Annotated in this window: 10 protein-coding genes, 1 tRNA gene and 1 pseudogene; 7 read left to right on the top strand and 5 right to left on the bottom strand. The window is 42.0% G+C overall.

What is annotated here, in order from left to right:
- Window positions 1-86: 86 nt before the first annotated feature.
- Window positions 87-157 (bottom strand) — tRNA-Lys (locus RMY63_RS39450).
- A 304-nt stretch (window positions 158-461) separates the two neighbouring features.
- Between RMY63_RS39450 and RMY63_RS39445 the strand changes: the two genes are divergently transcribed.
- Window positions 462-2,132, top strand: a complete 1,671-nt coding sequence (locus tag RMY63_RS39445) for an alpha-amylase family protein (RefSeq protein ID WP_322733879.1) — start codon at window positions 462-464, stop codon at window positions 2,130-2,132.
- Window positions 2,133-2,481: 349 nt separating this feature from the next.
- Here the strand turns inward: RMY63_RS39445 and trxA are convergent, their stop codons facing one another.
- Window positions 2,482-2,805: a thioredoxin gene (gene trxA / locus RMY63_RS39440; RefSeq protein WP_322733878.1), complete on the bottom strand. Its 324-nt coding sequence runs from the start codon at window positions 2,803-2,805 to the stop codon at window positions 2,482-2,484.
- A gap of 71 nt (window positions 2,806-2,876) precedes the next feature.
- The gene (locus tag RMY63_RS39435) at window positions 2,877-7,568 is read right to left on the bottom strand and encodes a GAF domain-containing protein (RefSeq protein ID WP_322733877.1); all 4,692 of its coding nucleotides are present in this window, start codon (window positions 7,566-7,568) and stop codon (window positions 2,877-2,879) included.
- A gap of 268 nt (window positions 7,569-7,836) precedes the next feature.
- Here RMY63_RS39435 and RMY63_RS39430 point away from each other — a divergent pair, with 268 nt between their 5' ends.
- From RMY63_RS39430 to RMY63_RS39415, 4 genes are all read left to right on the top strand, one after another.
- Window positions 7,837-8,160, top strand: coding sequence for a YnfA family protein (locus RMY63_RS39430; RefSeq protein ID WP_322733876.1), 324 nt, complete (start codon window positions 7,837-7,839; stop codon window positions 8,158-8,160).
- A 695-nt stretch (window positions 8,161-8,855) separates the two neighbouring features.
- Window positions 8,856-10,250 carry an ammonium transporter gene (locus RMY63_RS39425; protein ID WP_416212595.1) on the top strand — a complete coding sequence of 465 codons (1,395 nt, stop codon included), beginning with the start codon at window positions 8,856-8,858 and terminating at the stop codon, window positions 10,248-10,250.
- A 122-nt stretch (window positions 10,251-10,372) separates the two neighbouring features.
- Window positions 10,373-11,230, top strand: coding sequence for an SGNH/GDSL hydrolase family protein (locus tag RMY63_RS39420; RefSeq protein WP_322733874.1), 858 nt, complete (start codon window positions 10,373-10,375; stop codon window positions 11,228-11,230).
- 95 nt (window positions 11,231-11,325) lie between these two features.
- Window positions 11,326-12,534 carry a 4-hydroxy-3-methylbut-2-enyl diphosphate reductase gene (locus RMY63_RS39415; protein ID WP_322733873.1) on the top strand — a complete coding sequence of 403 codons (1,209 nt, stop codon included), beginning with the start codon at window positions 11,326-11,328 and terminating at the stop codon, window positions 12,532-12,534.
- Between the two features lie 127 nt (window positions 12,535-12,661).
- Here the strand turns inward: RMY63_RS39415 and RMY63_RS42055 are convergent, their stop codons facing one another.
- Window positions 12,662-12,838: a trypsin-like serine protease gene (locus RMY63_RS42055; protein ID WP_416212594.1), complete on the bottom strand. Its 177-nt coding sequence runs from the start codon at window positions 12,836-12,838 to the stop codon at window positions 12,662-12,664.
- A 354-nt stretch (window positions 12,839-13,192) separates the two neighbouring features.
- On the opposite strand from RMY63_RS42055, the pseudogene RMY63_RS39410 reads away from it, so the two are divergent.
- Both RMY63_RS39410 and RMY63_RS39405 read left to right on the top strand, forming a co-directional pair.
- Window positions 13,193-13,608, top strand: a pseudogene (locus RMY63_RS39410) (XisH family protein).
- Complete coding sequence (locus RMY63_RS39405; protein WP_322733872.1) at window positions 13,596-13,931, top strand: XisI protein; 336 nt, start codon at window positions 13,596-13,598, stop codon at window positions 13,929-13,931. The pseudogene RMY63_RS39410 and the gene RMY63_RS39405 overlap by 13 nt, the downstream one beginning before the upstream one ends.
- Window positions 13,932-14,231: 300 nt before the next feature.
- On the opposite strand, the gene RMY63_RS39400 is transcribed toward RMY63_RS39405, so the two are convergent.
- The gene (locus RMY63_RS39400; protein ID WP_322733871.1) at window positions 14,232-14,528 is read right to left on the bottom strand and encodes a hypothetical protein; all 297 of its coding nucleotides are present in this window, start codon (window positions 14,526-14,528) and stop codon (window positions 14,232-14,234) included.
- Window positions 14,529-15,043: the final 515 nt, after the last annotated feature.

Raw genomic sequence — 15,043 nt, 5'->3', positions numbered from 1 at the left:
TCTAACATCAGTCCATATAAATTGATTTTTTATTGTTTGTGAGAAATTCGCGTTACACTCACACCTCATGCAAGTTGAAAAAGCTGTGGTAACACCGCAGGAATTGAACCTGCACTTATCGTTTAAGAGACGATCGCTCTACCATTGAGCAAGTATGTAAGCTTTTTCTGTCAGGGCACAAGTGACATCTGGGAACTCTACCGTTAGAGCTACAGACCCAAGAAAGCATTATTGCAATGCTTTTGAGGAGGCTGTTCTTGTATACTACAAATGTAGTACATTACTTACATAATGTCAAGGGTCGGGATGGATTGGGCAATTGTCCTTGATGTAGTGTCATGGAAGCCATCGCCCGACAGCATTGCCATGTTGGGCAATCGCATTACCCATCCCTTGATTCAGCAACGCCAGCAAATCTAACTCTATCGACAGATATTTAAGAAAAACCAAAAAAAGATACGATGGCGAAAGTGATCGCTGTGAGTATTATGCTAAACCTCTGGTATAAAAGTGCTGTCATCTATTGCATCGATGTTGAAACGTTTATAGATGGTAACGGCGATGGCATAGGAGACTTTGAGGGACTGATTGAGCGCTTAGATTATATTGCAGGCTTAGGCATTAACTGTATTTGGCTCATGCCATTTTATCCCACACCAAACCGAGATAACGGCTATGATGTCACGGATTATTACAGTGTAGATCCGCGTTTGGGAACATTAGGAGACTTTGTAGAATTTCTCCGTCAGGCAAACGATCGCGGTATGCGCGTTATTGTTGACTTAGTAATTAATCACACCTCGACTGACCATCCTTGGTTTAAAGCTGCTTGCAAAGATCCGCATTCTAAATACCGGAATTATTATGTTTGGTCAGAGGAAAAACCTGCTGATGCCGAGTCAGGAATTATTTTCCCTGGCTATCAACAAACTACCTGGACATTCAATCAGGAAGCCGGAGCCTATTACTTTCATCGCTTCTTTGAGCATCAGGCAGATTTGAATATTGGCAATCCTCAAGTTCGGGAGGAATTCGACAAAATCATGGGATTTTGGCTCCAACTGGGGATTTCTGGCTTTAGAGTTGATGCAGCTCCGTTTTTAATTGAGCTAAAGGGTATTGAAAAACAGGCAGATATTAAAGACCCTTACCGTTATCTGCAACAGATGCGGAACTTTCTTTCCTGGCGACGAGGAGATGCGATCGTTTTGGCAGAAGCGAATGTCTCAATGGAGGATGTACCAAAATATTTCGACGATGGCGATAAATTGCAGATGTTGTTTAGCTTTATCGTTAATCAATATCTCATGCTTGCCTTGGCTCGCGAAGCAGCAGCTCCTCTTATAGAAGGATTGAAAGCACCGCCAGAGATTCCAGATATTTGTCAGTGGGCGCACTTTATCCGCAATCATGATGAATTGTCGTTAGACAAGCTCTCTGAATCGGAACGAGAAGAAATATTGACCAAATTTCATCAGAATAAAGAGCAGGTGTGGATTTATGATCGCGGTATTCGCCGTCGCTTTCCACCTTTGGTTCAAGGAGACGAGCGTCGGATTCGTCTGGCTTACAGCCTGATGTTTACTATGCCAGGAACACCAGTCCTGAAGGCGGGCGAAGAAATTGGCATGGGAGATGACTTATCGTTGAAACAACGCGACGCCAGCCGCACCCCAATGCAATGGTCAGCCGAGTCTAATGGAGGGTTCTCGACCGCTCCTAGCGATCAACTTATTCTCCCCGTCATCAAAGAAGGGGAATATGGCTACCCACACCTGAATGTCATTGCTCAAAGAAGAGATCCCAACTCACTTTTAAACTGGATGGAACGAGCAATTCGGATGCTTAAAGAATGTCCAGAGTTCGGTTGGGGAAGTTGGGAACTGATTGAGACAGATAACTCAGGAGTGTTAGCTCTACGCTATCAGTGGCGCGATGGAACGGTTGTAGCCCTTCATAATCTGGCAAAAGATGGTTGTACAGTAACTCTCAAGTTAAGCGGCAAGAGCGAATCCCATTGGATTGATTTGCTTGGAGATAAACCCTATGAGCCGATCAAACATCCAGAAAGCGGCATACAACTTGAAGGCTACGGCTACCGTTGGGTGCGTGTTGGTAGGGAACGCCTTTAAATAGGCGTTATAGCGATCGCCAGGTAGATTAGGACATAAAATAGGTGTTTTTCGATGTTTTTGTGTATGAATTTTTGGCTCTTCAATAGGTGTCAAGCTGAAACTTTAATTAAACCCTAGAATTTTCCTTTAAAATCAAAGCTTATAGGCGGTTATGTCCTCAATTTAAGTGCCAGGACTCAAACGTTAAAGATAAAGCCTTTTATTATTGCCCATCAAGGGTTTCAAGCACCAACTCAGCATATTCAACCATATCAACTAGCTTGTAGCTGGATCAACATTTTTGTCCTGACAGCTTCCCAACCAACCCGCAAATACTCCAGCAATAAAGATACTAGCTCAAATAATATCAATTCAAATATTTATCGAGGGTGCTGCTAAATTCTTCGTAGGGCTTAACACCGACCATTGTTTCTACCAACTTGCCTTGCTTAAAGAGCATGACAACGGGAATATTACGAATGCCAAATCGTTTAGCGACAGGCTGGTTGGTGTCGAGGTCTAGCTTAAAGACCTTGACACGAGCGCTGTACTGTGCTGCTAGTTGATCTATCAACGGGGCAATGAGTTTGCACGGACCGCACCAAGTAGCCGTGCAATCTACTACAAATAACGGCTCGGTTTCAAGCAGCGTATCGAACTCGGTTTCGTCTTGAATATAAACGGCAGTCATAAGTTTTGTGTAAAAGAGCATTATCTCATAGCCGTGTTGCTGACACTGGAAGATAATGCGATAATTGCTCCTCAGTGACCATCTGCCCCCTGCCTCCTGCCTCCTGCCTCCTTCACGACTTTGTTTTTAATTAAAAAATATTGAATGCAGTTGACAAATTCTTCTAATTCTAAAATTAAATTAGTAGTACCTTTAAGGTCTTGATCGCTAGCTAGTTGTTCTAGTTTGTCAGTTGCTAAGTACATAGTTGTGGCTCCAATGTTGGCACTAGCACCTTTAAGGTGATGAGTTTCTCGCGCTATTTGCCCAAAGTCATCAGCCGCGATCGCTGCTTTAATTATCTCTAAACGGGGTTTAATATCTTCAACGCATATTTGCAATAGATTTAATTCAAATTCTTGATCGTTTCCCGATATCTGATGCAAGTGTTCCCAATCAATTGCTAAGTCAGTGGAAACTGTCTGTTCAGAGACAACTCCTTCTTGTTGGGAAACGATCACACCTGTCCAATGCTCTAAAGTCTCAGCCAATTTTTCTTTAAATACTGGCTTACTCAAATAGTCGTCCATTCCGGCATTTAGACACGTTTGTTTGTCTTCTTTCATCACATTAGCTGTCATCGCAATCACCACAGGACGATGACCCAATGCAAAAGCATGTTCTTGCCAACGATGAATTTCTTTTGTGGTTTCCAAACCATCGAGAATTGGCATTTGGCAATCCATTAAAATCAAATCGTAAGGAATTTTTTCTAATAGCTGCAAAACTTCCTTTCCATTGGCAACGACATCGGCTTTATAGCCCAAACTCTGGAGTTGCTTTAATGCTACTTTTTGATTCACCAAATTATCTTCGGCTAAGAGAATTCTTAACTTGGATTTACTAGAGGAGTTAGGAGAAGAAGTTAGAATACCTGAAGTTTCTGTACTCGGAATTTCTTCTGTAACTTCTAGCCTGCTGCCTCTAAACTCTTGTGCTGATTCCGGCTGAGTTTCTAAAATATTTATAATGGTATCAAGGAGTCGTGATGGCTTAATGGGTTTGAATAGATAAGCAGCAAATCCGATTTTGAGCGCCTGTTGTACTTCATCCCGTTGATTAGTAGAGGCGAGCAGAATCAAAGGTATCTCAGCAATTGCAGAATTGGCTTGAATTTGTTCTTTTATTGTCATGCTATTTGTTTGGAGTATTTGCAGATCAACCAAGGCAACATGATATGATTTCCCCTGCTTGCTAGCTTGCTGAATCATTTTAAGGGCCGCAGCAATACTGTCAGCTCGATCTACCTCCATTCCGCAATGAGTAGCTTGATGGGAGATAATTTTATAATTAGTAGCGTTATTATCCACTATCAATAAGCGGCAATTTTGCAAAAGTCCGCGTTCGCATTTTGGCTCAACAGGCTCAACTTGTTTGGTAAAAAGCACCTCAAACCAAAACTTAGATCCTTTGTCCATCTGACTTTCTACCCCAATCACTCCTCCCATCAAAGTTACAAGTTGTTTACAGATGGCTAATCCCAAACCGGTACCACCATACTTGCGAGTGGTCGAAGCATCCACTTGTGTAAATGGCGTAAAGAGTTTGCGTTGGTCTTCAGGGCTAATGCCAAGACCTGTATCTGTAATGGCAAAATGGATGGTGGCTGTAGTTGGAGAAAGCGTACGCAATTCGGCTTGTACTAATACTTCGCCAGCGCTGGTAAATTTGATCGCGTTGCTGATTAAGTTCATCAAAATTTGCCGCAGCCTACCAGTATCTCCTTTGAGTTGGGTGGGGACGTTGCGATCGATCAGTGCGGCAATTTCTAATCCCTTGTTATGGGCTGAGGGAGCCAATAATTCCACCACATCTTCTACACAAGTGGATAGGTCAAAATCGAGTGTTTCGAGAGCCATCTCTCCAACTTCAAGTTTGGAAAGATCCAAAATCTCGTTGATTAAACTTAAAAGGGCGTCTCCACTACTCCGAATTGTTTCAATAAAATCTCGCTGTTCTTCGTCTAAGGGAGTATCTAACACTAAACTGGTCATTCCCAATACAGCGTTCATCGGCGTGCGAATTTCATGACTGATATTTGCCAAAAAGGCACTTTTCGTCTGAGAAGCTAATTCGGCTTGGCGACGGGCAATTTCAAGTTCTTGTCGCTGACGAGTTTCTGCTGCTAATAGTTGGGCTTGGGTTAAAGCAATACCTACTTGGTCGGCTATTTGCCGTAAAAGATCAGTTTCAAAGCTAGACCAGTGGTGGGAATCGTCACACTGATGAACTATGAGCAAACCGCGAAGTTCTTCTTTAACAAGAATCGGCACAACTAAATTGACTTTCACCCCAAACTGTTGCATTAATTCCAGATGGCTTTGTTCAACTTCCAGGAGATCCAAGTTATCCAGTCCGAAAATCTTTCCTTGACGATACTGCTGTAGATAGTACTGTTGGAGATATTCTGCTTCAAAGTAGGGGGCGGTGTTATTTTGCTCTTTGATTGCTGGTAAGCCAGAAACTACTGCTTCAATAACGGTGTTTGCAGACTGATCTGGCAAAAGCTGATAGATTAAAACTCGGTCAGTCTGGAGAATCTTTTGTACCTCCTCGACAGTGATTTGGAGAATTTCTTCGATGTCCAAAGACTGACGAATCTTCAGGGTGATTTCGGTAAATAGTTGCGATCGCAAATTTTGGCGTTGTATTTCTTCTTCGGCCTGTTTACGCTGGATAAATTGCCCCACTTGCTCACCGATAGAATTCATCGCTTTTACTAAATCTTCGTCAAGCGGCTGGATTTCCCGGTTGAAGCAGGTAATCACACCGAGGATTTTGTTACCGCTGCGGATCGGAAAACCAAAAGCTGCGTGTAGTCCTACTTGAGCAGCTATTTTGAAGTTAGGGAAATTAATATCTTTAGCGAGATCAGCGATCCAAACAGATTCAGAATTAGCCCAAACCCGTCCAGGTAGTCCAATTCCTCGTGCAAAGGTGGTTTGGCGCTTGAGTGTTTCAAACTCTTGCATTTCAAGGGATGGTTTATGCCAGATATCAAGAAAACGCAACACATTTGCCTGCCAATCCACCATCCAAATTTCACCCAAATCCCATGCCAAACTCTCACAGATTCCTTGCAAGATTTGGCGAGTAGCTTCGCTAATTGTGGCGGACTCTGCTAAGACGCGGGTTGCAGCATATTGTGCTGTCAGATGCTGTTGTGTCCGTTTGGCATCGGTAATGTCAATACCAGTACCAACAATGTACTCAACACAGCTGTCATAGTCTTTTAAAGTGGTATTCGACCAGGCAATCAACCGCCGACTACCATCTTTCATTACCCAATAATTTTCGTACTCATTGGAAAGTTGACCAGATCGTAACTGGTCAAAAACTGCTTTGACTGGCTCTACCTCTTCAGGAGGTAGAAACAAGTTCCAGCAATACCTACCCCTCACCTCATCAAAGGAGTAACCAGTTATTTGCTCACAGGCTTGATTGAAACGAACGATTTGCCCTTGAGAATCGAAAACTATTACCAACGCACCCACTGTATCAAGGACTGCTGAGATAAAGTTGCGTTCTTGATTTAAGGTTTCTTCTGTCCTCTTTTGCTCTGTAACCTGACGATAGATCGAGTAGTAAACTATAACAAGAACAATAAAACTTAGGCTTATAGCGATCGCCAGTGTCACAATTGTGTTCCGAGTCCAAGTCTTTGCTGCTTGTGACTGCTGTCGGATTCGTCCCCTGTCCTCGTTTTCCATCTCATTGATCGCCTTGCGGATATCATCCATGAGATTTTGGCGGTCGTTTCTTGGCAGTACTTGCAACGCCGCCTCTAATCCCTTGTTCTGGCGCAAATCGATAGTCTGTTTTTGTTCAGTAAGTTTAGCCGCGATCAGAAATTCAAGCCTTGCAATCTGCTTTTGTTGATTCGGTTGATCTACTGTTAAATTCTTCAACTTGGCAATTTCTTGATCGACGTTACCAAGTGCTGTTTGATACGGTTTTAGATAAAGTTTTTCTCCAGTGAAGATGTAACTACGTTGTCCAATCTCAGCATCCTTTACCTGGGACAGTATTTCCTCTAGACTGTTAAGTTTTTTATAAGTATTTTTTACTATACTGCGATTAATATTACTAAATACTCTTGTATTTTGATAAGAAACCACCCCAATCAGAAGTAAAATTATTGACGACAAACCAAAACTTGCTGCAATCTTTTTGAAAAATTGCTTGCGTACCATCTGTGCCTGTTTGCCTTTCTTGGTAACAAGTACCAAACTTGCTAAATTTCGCCGCAATTCCAGTTGCTTAATCACTTGACGACCTAAAGTTCGTAATGCCTCTATTTGTTCTGGATTAAGTTCTCGTGGTACGTAGTCAATTACACATAGGGTTCCGAGGGCGTATCCTTCAGGGTTCGTTAGAGGTACACCAGCATAAAACCGAATATTTGGATCAGATATCACCAGTGGATTTGTTGCGAACCGTTGATCGTATTTTGCATCAGGTACGACCAAAACATCAGGCTGGAGAATGGCATGGGCACAGAATGCGAAATCTCGGTGTGTTTCTGGGGCATCCAAACCAACTTTTGACTTGAACCATTGGCGATTTGTATCAATTAAGCTAATTAAGGCAATAGGAGTCTGACAAATATACGAGGCTAAACGAGTCAGATCGTCAAAGGTGGCTTCCGATGACGTATCAAGAATTTTATACTGCAAAAGTGCCTCGATTCTCTGGGCTTCGTTATCAGGTAATGGTGCTTTCATCCTTGAGCCTTATCTACATTCTGGGGATTGGCGAATAGGGAATGGGGATTGGGGAAGGTGGGGCCCCCTCTGGGGATAAGGGGTAATTATTAAAAAAGAAGTCCTTAGTACTTATCTTGTTTCTTGCCATTCCCCGCTACCCAGTCCCCAGTACCCAGTACCCAGTACCCAATTTCGTCAACAAACTTACCTTTAATTAATGACAATAGTTTACTTAAAAGCGTTAGCGTAATTTTACTGAGTTATATGTTATTAAATAATCGGTCAAATGATTAAGTCCCTGCTGTATTTTTTGTGGGCTGGTTTATTGGAAATTGGGGGCAGCTACTTGATCTGGTTGTGGTTACGCGAAGGTAAGCCGTCCTGGTTGGGCATATTGGGGGGAATTGCTTTAGCTTTCTATGGGGTTATTGCAACTCTACAACCAACAAATTTTGGCAGAGTGTATGCGGCTTATGGCGGCGTGTTTATCGCAATGGCAATGCTTTGGGGTTGGAAGGTAGACGGGGTAATTCCAGACCGCTACGACTTAATCGGAGTATGTTTAGCTTTAGTAAGTGTTTTAATTATCATGTTTGCTCCTAGAACTTAAGTAAAATTTCTATATAATTTTTTTTGACCAATAACTTTTATATTGTTCCCTTTGAAACAGATAATAATCTCACGCAAAATTGCAAAAGTTTTTTCGCAACTAACCTGTCAAAAGCAAGCATCTAGATATCTACGTGTTTATGCGGGAGATATAAAGAAAACTCATGATGCAGCATTTTGCAACTACATGAGGTATACTTCCCTCCAACCCTGACGCTACTTGCTTCTTTCTTCTCTAGGAGACGATCACGATCGCACGAATAGGTATCTCTGTAACTCACATTGGCATAGCCTTTGTCTTTGACACGCTGTTCACGTTCGTAGAGAATGTGAAATCTACTGTATATTTGTGTAAATTCTCTGAAATACTGGCGATAATTTACAATATTTGTCAAATATCACAATTATTTTGCTTTGTAACAGTAGGTAAATAAAAATTTGGAATTTTGTCAGGCTTGAATAAGATACTATTCTTCTATTCTTCAAAAAATAAAGATGCAATGTAATGATTGCGTGTTTATACGCTAATTTAAATCTTGGCAACTACAATCCGGTTTATATTTTTGTTAACATTTCAAGAAATTTCAGGTTAAGTAACTTTCAAGACAAAAATGTGTCAATAAAAGTAATCAAATGTAGTTAAGGATACAAATCATTGGTGTTTAGGAAGAAAAAGAAGTGTTGAAGAAAGTTGTGATGATTGGAGCTATCACCCTACTGTTTTTAGGAGGGCCGTTGATGGGCAATGCTTTTGCCCAAACCCCAACTACTGCCCCGCCTACTGCTGATACTGGAGACACAGCATTTATGCTGATTTCAGCAGCACTTGTGCTACTAATGACACCAGGATTGGCGTTTTTCTATGGTGGATTTGTGCGATCGCGCAACATCCTAAACACATTGATGATGAGCTTTGTGTTAATGGCGATCGTCGGAGTTACCTGGATTCTGTGGGGCTATAGTCTGGCCTTTGCGCCCGGTTTACCGTTCATCGGTGGATTGCAATGGCTTGGGTTGAATGGTGTCGGGTTAGAGATCACCGATTATCTCAAAGGGTCAAACCCGCCGGAAGTCGTCTCTTATGCCGGAACAATACCCCATCAGGCATTCATGATCTACCAAGCCATGTTTGCCATTATTACCCCAGCCTTAATTTCTGGGGCGATCGTTGAGCGGATGAGTTTCCGCGCCTATTCGCTGTTTGTTCTACTGTGGTCAACCTTTGTTTACGCCCCTCTGGCACACATGGTCTGGGCAAAAGGTGGATTCTTGGGTTTGTACGGTGGATTAGGTGCCCTCGATTTTGCAGGCGGCACAGTAGTTCATATTAGTTCTGGGGTTTCAGCCCTAGTAGCAGCGCTCGTCCTTGGGCCTCGGAAAACCCATCCGGATCGTCTTAGCCCGCCGCACAACGTTCCGTTTATTTTACTGGGTGCTGGCTTGCTATGGTTTGGTTGGTTTGGTTTCAACGCTGGGAGCGCCCTATCTGCTGCCAGTGGAACTTCTGGTAATTTAATAACAAATTTAGCAACAACAGCCTTTGTTGCTACCAATACATCAGCAGCAGCAGCGGCTTTAATGTGGCTAATTTTGGAAAGCGTTTTACGAGGTAAACCAACCGCCGTGGGAGCAGCTACAGGAGCCGTTGCTGGTTTGGTGGGTATCACCCCCGCCGCCGGATTTGTCACACCGCTATCAGCGATTTTAATTGGTTTCATCACTGCCTTTGTTTGCTTTTATGCTGTGAGTTTCAAGCACAAGCTAGAAATTGACGATGCTTTAGATACCTTTCCCGTGCATGGTGTTGGTGGTACAGTGGGGGCAATTTTAACGGCCATTTTTGCCACGACTCAAGTCAACGGAGGAGGTAAAGACGGAGTGCTGCGTGGTAATTTGGGTGAATTGGGAGTTGAACTAGTAGCAATTGCCGTTGCTTATGCGATCGCAGGTGTTGGTACATGGATTATTCTCAAAGTTATCGATGCTACAGTCGGGCTGCGAGTCAAAGAGGAAGCAGAGTTGCAAGGTTTAGATATCAACGAACACGGCGAAGAAGGTTACAACTCCGAGTTTGGCGATCGTCCCACTTAGTAGGGAGTAGGGAGTAGGGAGTTATTATTCTCCCCCACTCCCCAATGCCCAATTTAAGATTGTGTAATTTGCGATCGCTAGCGTTAAAATTTGATTCAAATAATTGGTAAATTTCGCTAGTCGTGTCTACATCTCTTAAAACCTTTCCTATCTGGGCATTTTTCTCGCTGTTAACCAACGGCATCCTAATGTTGGCGGTCATCCTGCTAATTTGGCAACAGCAGAGATTGACCGCTTTTTTTGGGATAGTAACATCCCCAGAGCCAATCAACCTGAACAACTCACCGCAAATTGCTACACCTGATTTAGGTCGCCGTCACCAACTTACTTATCAAGAGTGGATAGATATCCTCAACCAAGAAGCCAAGGTCGCTGCTGACCAACATCCTCCGCATCTAACCATCCTGGCGGGAGATTCTCTGAGTTTGTGGTTTCCCCCTGAGTTATTACCCGAAGGTAAAAATTGGCTCAATCAAGGAATTTCTGGCGAAACCAGCAATGGACTCTTGAAAAGATTAAAAATATTTGATCGCACCCAGCCAGAGGTGATTTTTGTGATGATTGGCATTAATGACCTAATTCGGGGGATGAGCAATGGAGAAATTTTAGATAATCAGCGGCAAATTATCAATTACCTACAAAAGACGCATCCTACAGCGCAAATTGTTGTCCAATCGATTTTGCCACATGGAGCAGAAGAAGCAACTTGGAAAGGACGAGATAAACTATTGGCTGTTGCCAATAGTCGCATTCGCGAGTTGAATCGGCAACTGCAAAGCATATCTACCAAAAAAGGTGTCAAATATCTCGATTTACATCCCCTGTTTACCAACAAGCAAGGAAATCTCCGCCGCGAATTTACTACTGATGGCTTACACTTAAGTCCTGAAGGCTATATGGTTTGGCGTTCTGCATTGCAGATTTATAGCGAGATTGAATTAAAACCCCAGCGTCAACCTCCTGCGACAGAAAAAGGCTAAAGCCCAAAAAGAAGTAATATCTTTGAAGACAACTCTGTATCAATCGCGTCTAGGCGCGAGAAAATAAGCAATAGTGATTTAAATAGAAAAATCTAATGGATACAAAAGCTTTTAAGCGCAGCCTCCAACATTCAGAAAATTACAATCGCAAGGGCTTTGGTCATCAAGCAGAAATTGCCACCCAGTTGCAATCTGAGTATCAGAGTAACTTGATTCAGGAAATTCGCGATCGCAATTACACTCTGCAACGGGGTGATGTGACAATCCGACTAGCACAAGCCTTTGGCTTTTGCTGGGGTGTAGAACGGGCTGTAGCAATGGCCTACGAAACTCGTCAGCACTTCCCCACAGAACACATCTGGATTACTAACGAGATTATCCACAACCCTTCTGTAAATCAGCGGATGCAGGAGATGGAAGTAGAATTTATCCCCATTGAAGGAACTAAAAAAGACTTTTCTGTTGTTGGTACTGGTGATGTAGTCATCTTACCTGCTTTTGGGGCTAGCGTTCAAGAAATGCAGATACTTCACGATAAAGGCTGCAAAATTGTTGATACAACTTGTCCTTGGGTCTCTAAAGTTTGGAATACAGTAGAAAAGCACAAAAAAATTGACTATACATCAATAATTCACGGTAAATATAAGCACGAAGAAACAGTTGCGACTAGTTCTTTCGCTGGCAAGTATTTAATTGTGTTGAATTTGCCAGAAGCAGAATATGTTGCTGACTATATTATCAATGGTGGCAACTGTGAAGAATTTCTGACAAAATTTGCGAAAGCTTGTTCAGCAGGATTTGACCCCGATCGCGATTTAGAAAGAGTTGGCATTGCTAACCAAACTACCATGCTTAAAGGCGAAACTGAGCAAATCGGCAAGCTTTTTGAGCGGACTATGTTACATAAGTATGGCCCCACTGAGTTAATTCAGCATTTCCAAAGCTTCAATACTATCTGTGATGCAACCCAAGAACGGCAAGATGCCATGTTGGAATTAGTGGAACATAATTTAGATTTGATGGTAGTAATTGGTGGGTTTAATTCATCGAATACTACTCAATTGCAACAAATTGCTTATGAGCGAGGAATTCCTTCTTATCATATTGATAGTGTTCAACGCCTGAAATCAGCATATTCTATTGAACATCGGCAATTAAATGGGCAGTTAATAACTACAGAAAACTGGCTACCAGATGGAGAAATTGTTGTGGGAATTACTTCTGGTGCTTCTACCCCAGATAAGGTGGTAGAAGATGTGATTAATAAAATTTTTGCAGTCAAGGCAACAGCAGCAGTAGTTTAAATTTTAGGGAGTGTATAGCAACCTAATTAAACATAAAATACTCAAAAGATAGATCCCCGACTTCTTTGAGATGTCGGGGATCTGAGTATGTTTATTTATACCCAATAATTCACCAACTAAAAATAAATTACTGCTGAGATATCGCTGCGCGTAAACTGTAACTACCAGATTTTCCTGCTTCAAAAGTGTTAGCCAACAGATAGTAGATACCATTTTCTGCTAAGGTAACAGTCAATCGAGCATTGACACCAATTACTTGCCCATTAGAGTTGAGCAGTGGCCCTCCAGAATTGCCGGGATCTATCAGCTTCGTTAACAGACTTCAGTCGTCGGGTATCTGACTTTTCATGGTATCTGGAAAACCTCTCTAAATCTCTCTCTTAGAAGAAGAGAGACTTTGAATTTTCCCACTTCCCGATGCGAGTAGGGGGTTAGGTTTTTTGTGGGTTTTTCCACATGAGGTGAAAAGTCAGGTCGGGTACTCCTTCTCTTTGTGTCTATGCATCAGCCCTAATATCCAGAGTTCAGGAATATCAAGAATATCGATGAGGTCACACATTGACTTTAGCAGTGCTATATTTAGAGACAATACTAATTCGTAATACCCTGCGGGAAGCCGCACTTCCCGCATTTACGTAATTAAAAAAGTTATATTTGAATGGCTGCAAGAGATGTTTTTCATGATGCTGTTAAAAAAGGGCTAGAGAAAGAAGGTTGGGTGATTACAGATGATCCTCTAGAAATTGAACTCGTGGGGTTGAAATGTACATTGATTTGGGTGCAGAGGCGATATTAGCAGCTGAGAGAGCCGGAGAGAAAATAGCGGTTGAGATTAAGAGTTTTCTTGGTGCATCAAATATTTACGAATTTCATACAGCATTGGGTCAATGTTTCAACTATAAAATTGCTTTAGAGATTCAAGAACCAGAACGAGTTTTATACTTAGCTGTTCCTTTAGGAACTTACAGCAGCTTCTTCGCATTGCAATTTATTCAAATTGTTATTCAACGCTCTCAACTAAAGCTAATCGTTTACGATCCTGTAAATGAGGTGATTGTAGAATGGAAAAATTAGACCAATATCGAGGTTATATTCAACAATTACTTGCAGAATATGCTAGTCGAGGTTCGTCAAAAACTGAAATAGAAAAACAAGTCATTTTTGATCTTATTCACGATCACTATCAATTAGTATACGTAGGCTGGAAGAATCGACGACGGCAATATGGCTGTGTTTTGCATCTTGATATCAAAGATGGGAAGATTTGGATACAATACGATGGCACTGAGATTGGTATTGCCAATGACTTAGTAAAGTTAGGAGTCCCAAAGGAAGATATTGTTTTGGCATTTCATGAACCGTTAGTAAGGCAATACACCGAATTTGGTGCGGGTTAAAAAGGTTAGAGCCGCTGCCTCTTACTGTATTCCTTCTTCCCAGTCCCCATTACCCCTTATCCCCTTCAGGGGCCCCACCTTCCCCAGTAAAGAGTCCCTACGAGTAATTCACCGAATCAAATCGGATTGCTATATATAAATATTTAATCAATTACTTCAATACTTAATTTAATTAATAAAAATTGATTCAGCAACACTAATCTCTATTTAAGTTAAGACCGGTAGTACTTTCACTCTTAGAAATATAACTTTTCCTGTCTTCTACAGCCCAATAATCTCCTAATGAAGCTATTTTACTACTTAAGAATTTATTCGTAAAATTTGATACCTATAATAAACAAACATATCAAACAGTGCCCCAACAAAACTACAGGTCAAGCTAATTACAAATAATCCGCGTAGAGGAGTTCCACTGCCGAAGGTGGCGAGAAAATGTATAATCTGAGTTGCGATCGCCTCAGTTAAGTCTTGTAAACCAGGGAAGTAACCAATGAGGGATAGAAGGAGGAATCCACCGCCAATGAAAAACATGGGAACGACAAAACTAAAAATGATTGTGAGTACTAAGGAGCGGAGAAAGTTAGTAAAAATAGTCATTTAAGACAAACTCCGTGAGTAGAGATGACAAAAGCCAAATAGCGGTTTGTCAATTTCTAGAATACGGGCGATCGCTCCAAAGCAGCCAATCTGTCAAAAATCTTAAGTTTTCATTAAAATAAACGGCTAGCAGTTACAGCCCATGCTGGTGATATAAAAAGCGAATTAAATCTGCAAAAACCTTGCAGTATGGAGGTTATAGCCAAGGGTACTACTTAGGGATTGCTTTGCAGCACATTTAATCAGAGCTTCATTTTCTGAGAGCATTTTTAATCTAAGTTAATATTCAGCCTTCTTAGGGGAGTGGAGAGATGAGGGCAGGGGTGCAGAGGAGCAGAGGAGCAGGGGTGCAGGGGTGCAGAGGAGACTAGGAGACAAGGAGGAATTATTGAAAATCTCTCCCTTGTCTCCCCCTTCTTTCTTGTCTCCATTCCCCATTCCCCATTCCCCCTGCCCCCTGCCCTTTCAAGGGTAGGTGTTTAAGAAAGTCGCCAAATGAAGGTATGATAGCGAAC

The organism is Nostoc sp. ChiQUE01b, from assembly GCF_034531255.1.
Lineage (GTDB): Bacteria > Cyanobacteriota > Cyanobacteriia > Cyanobacteriales > Nostocaceae > Nostoc.
The sequence above is the reverse complement of the archived record's forward strand: the minus strand, read 5'-3'. Positions and strand labels throughout refer to the sequence as shown.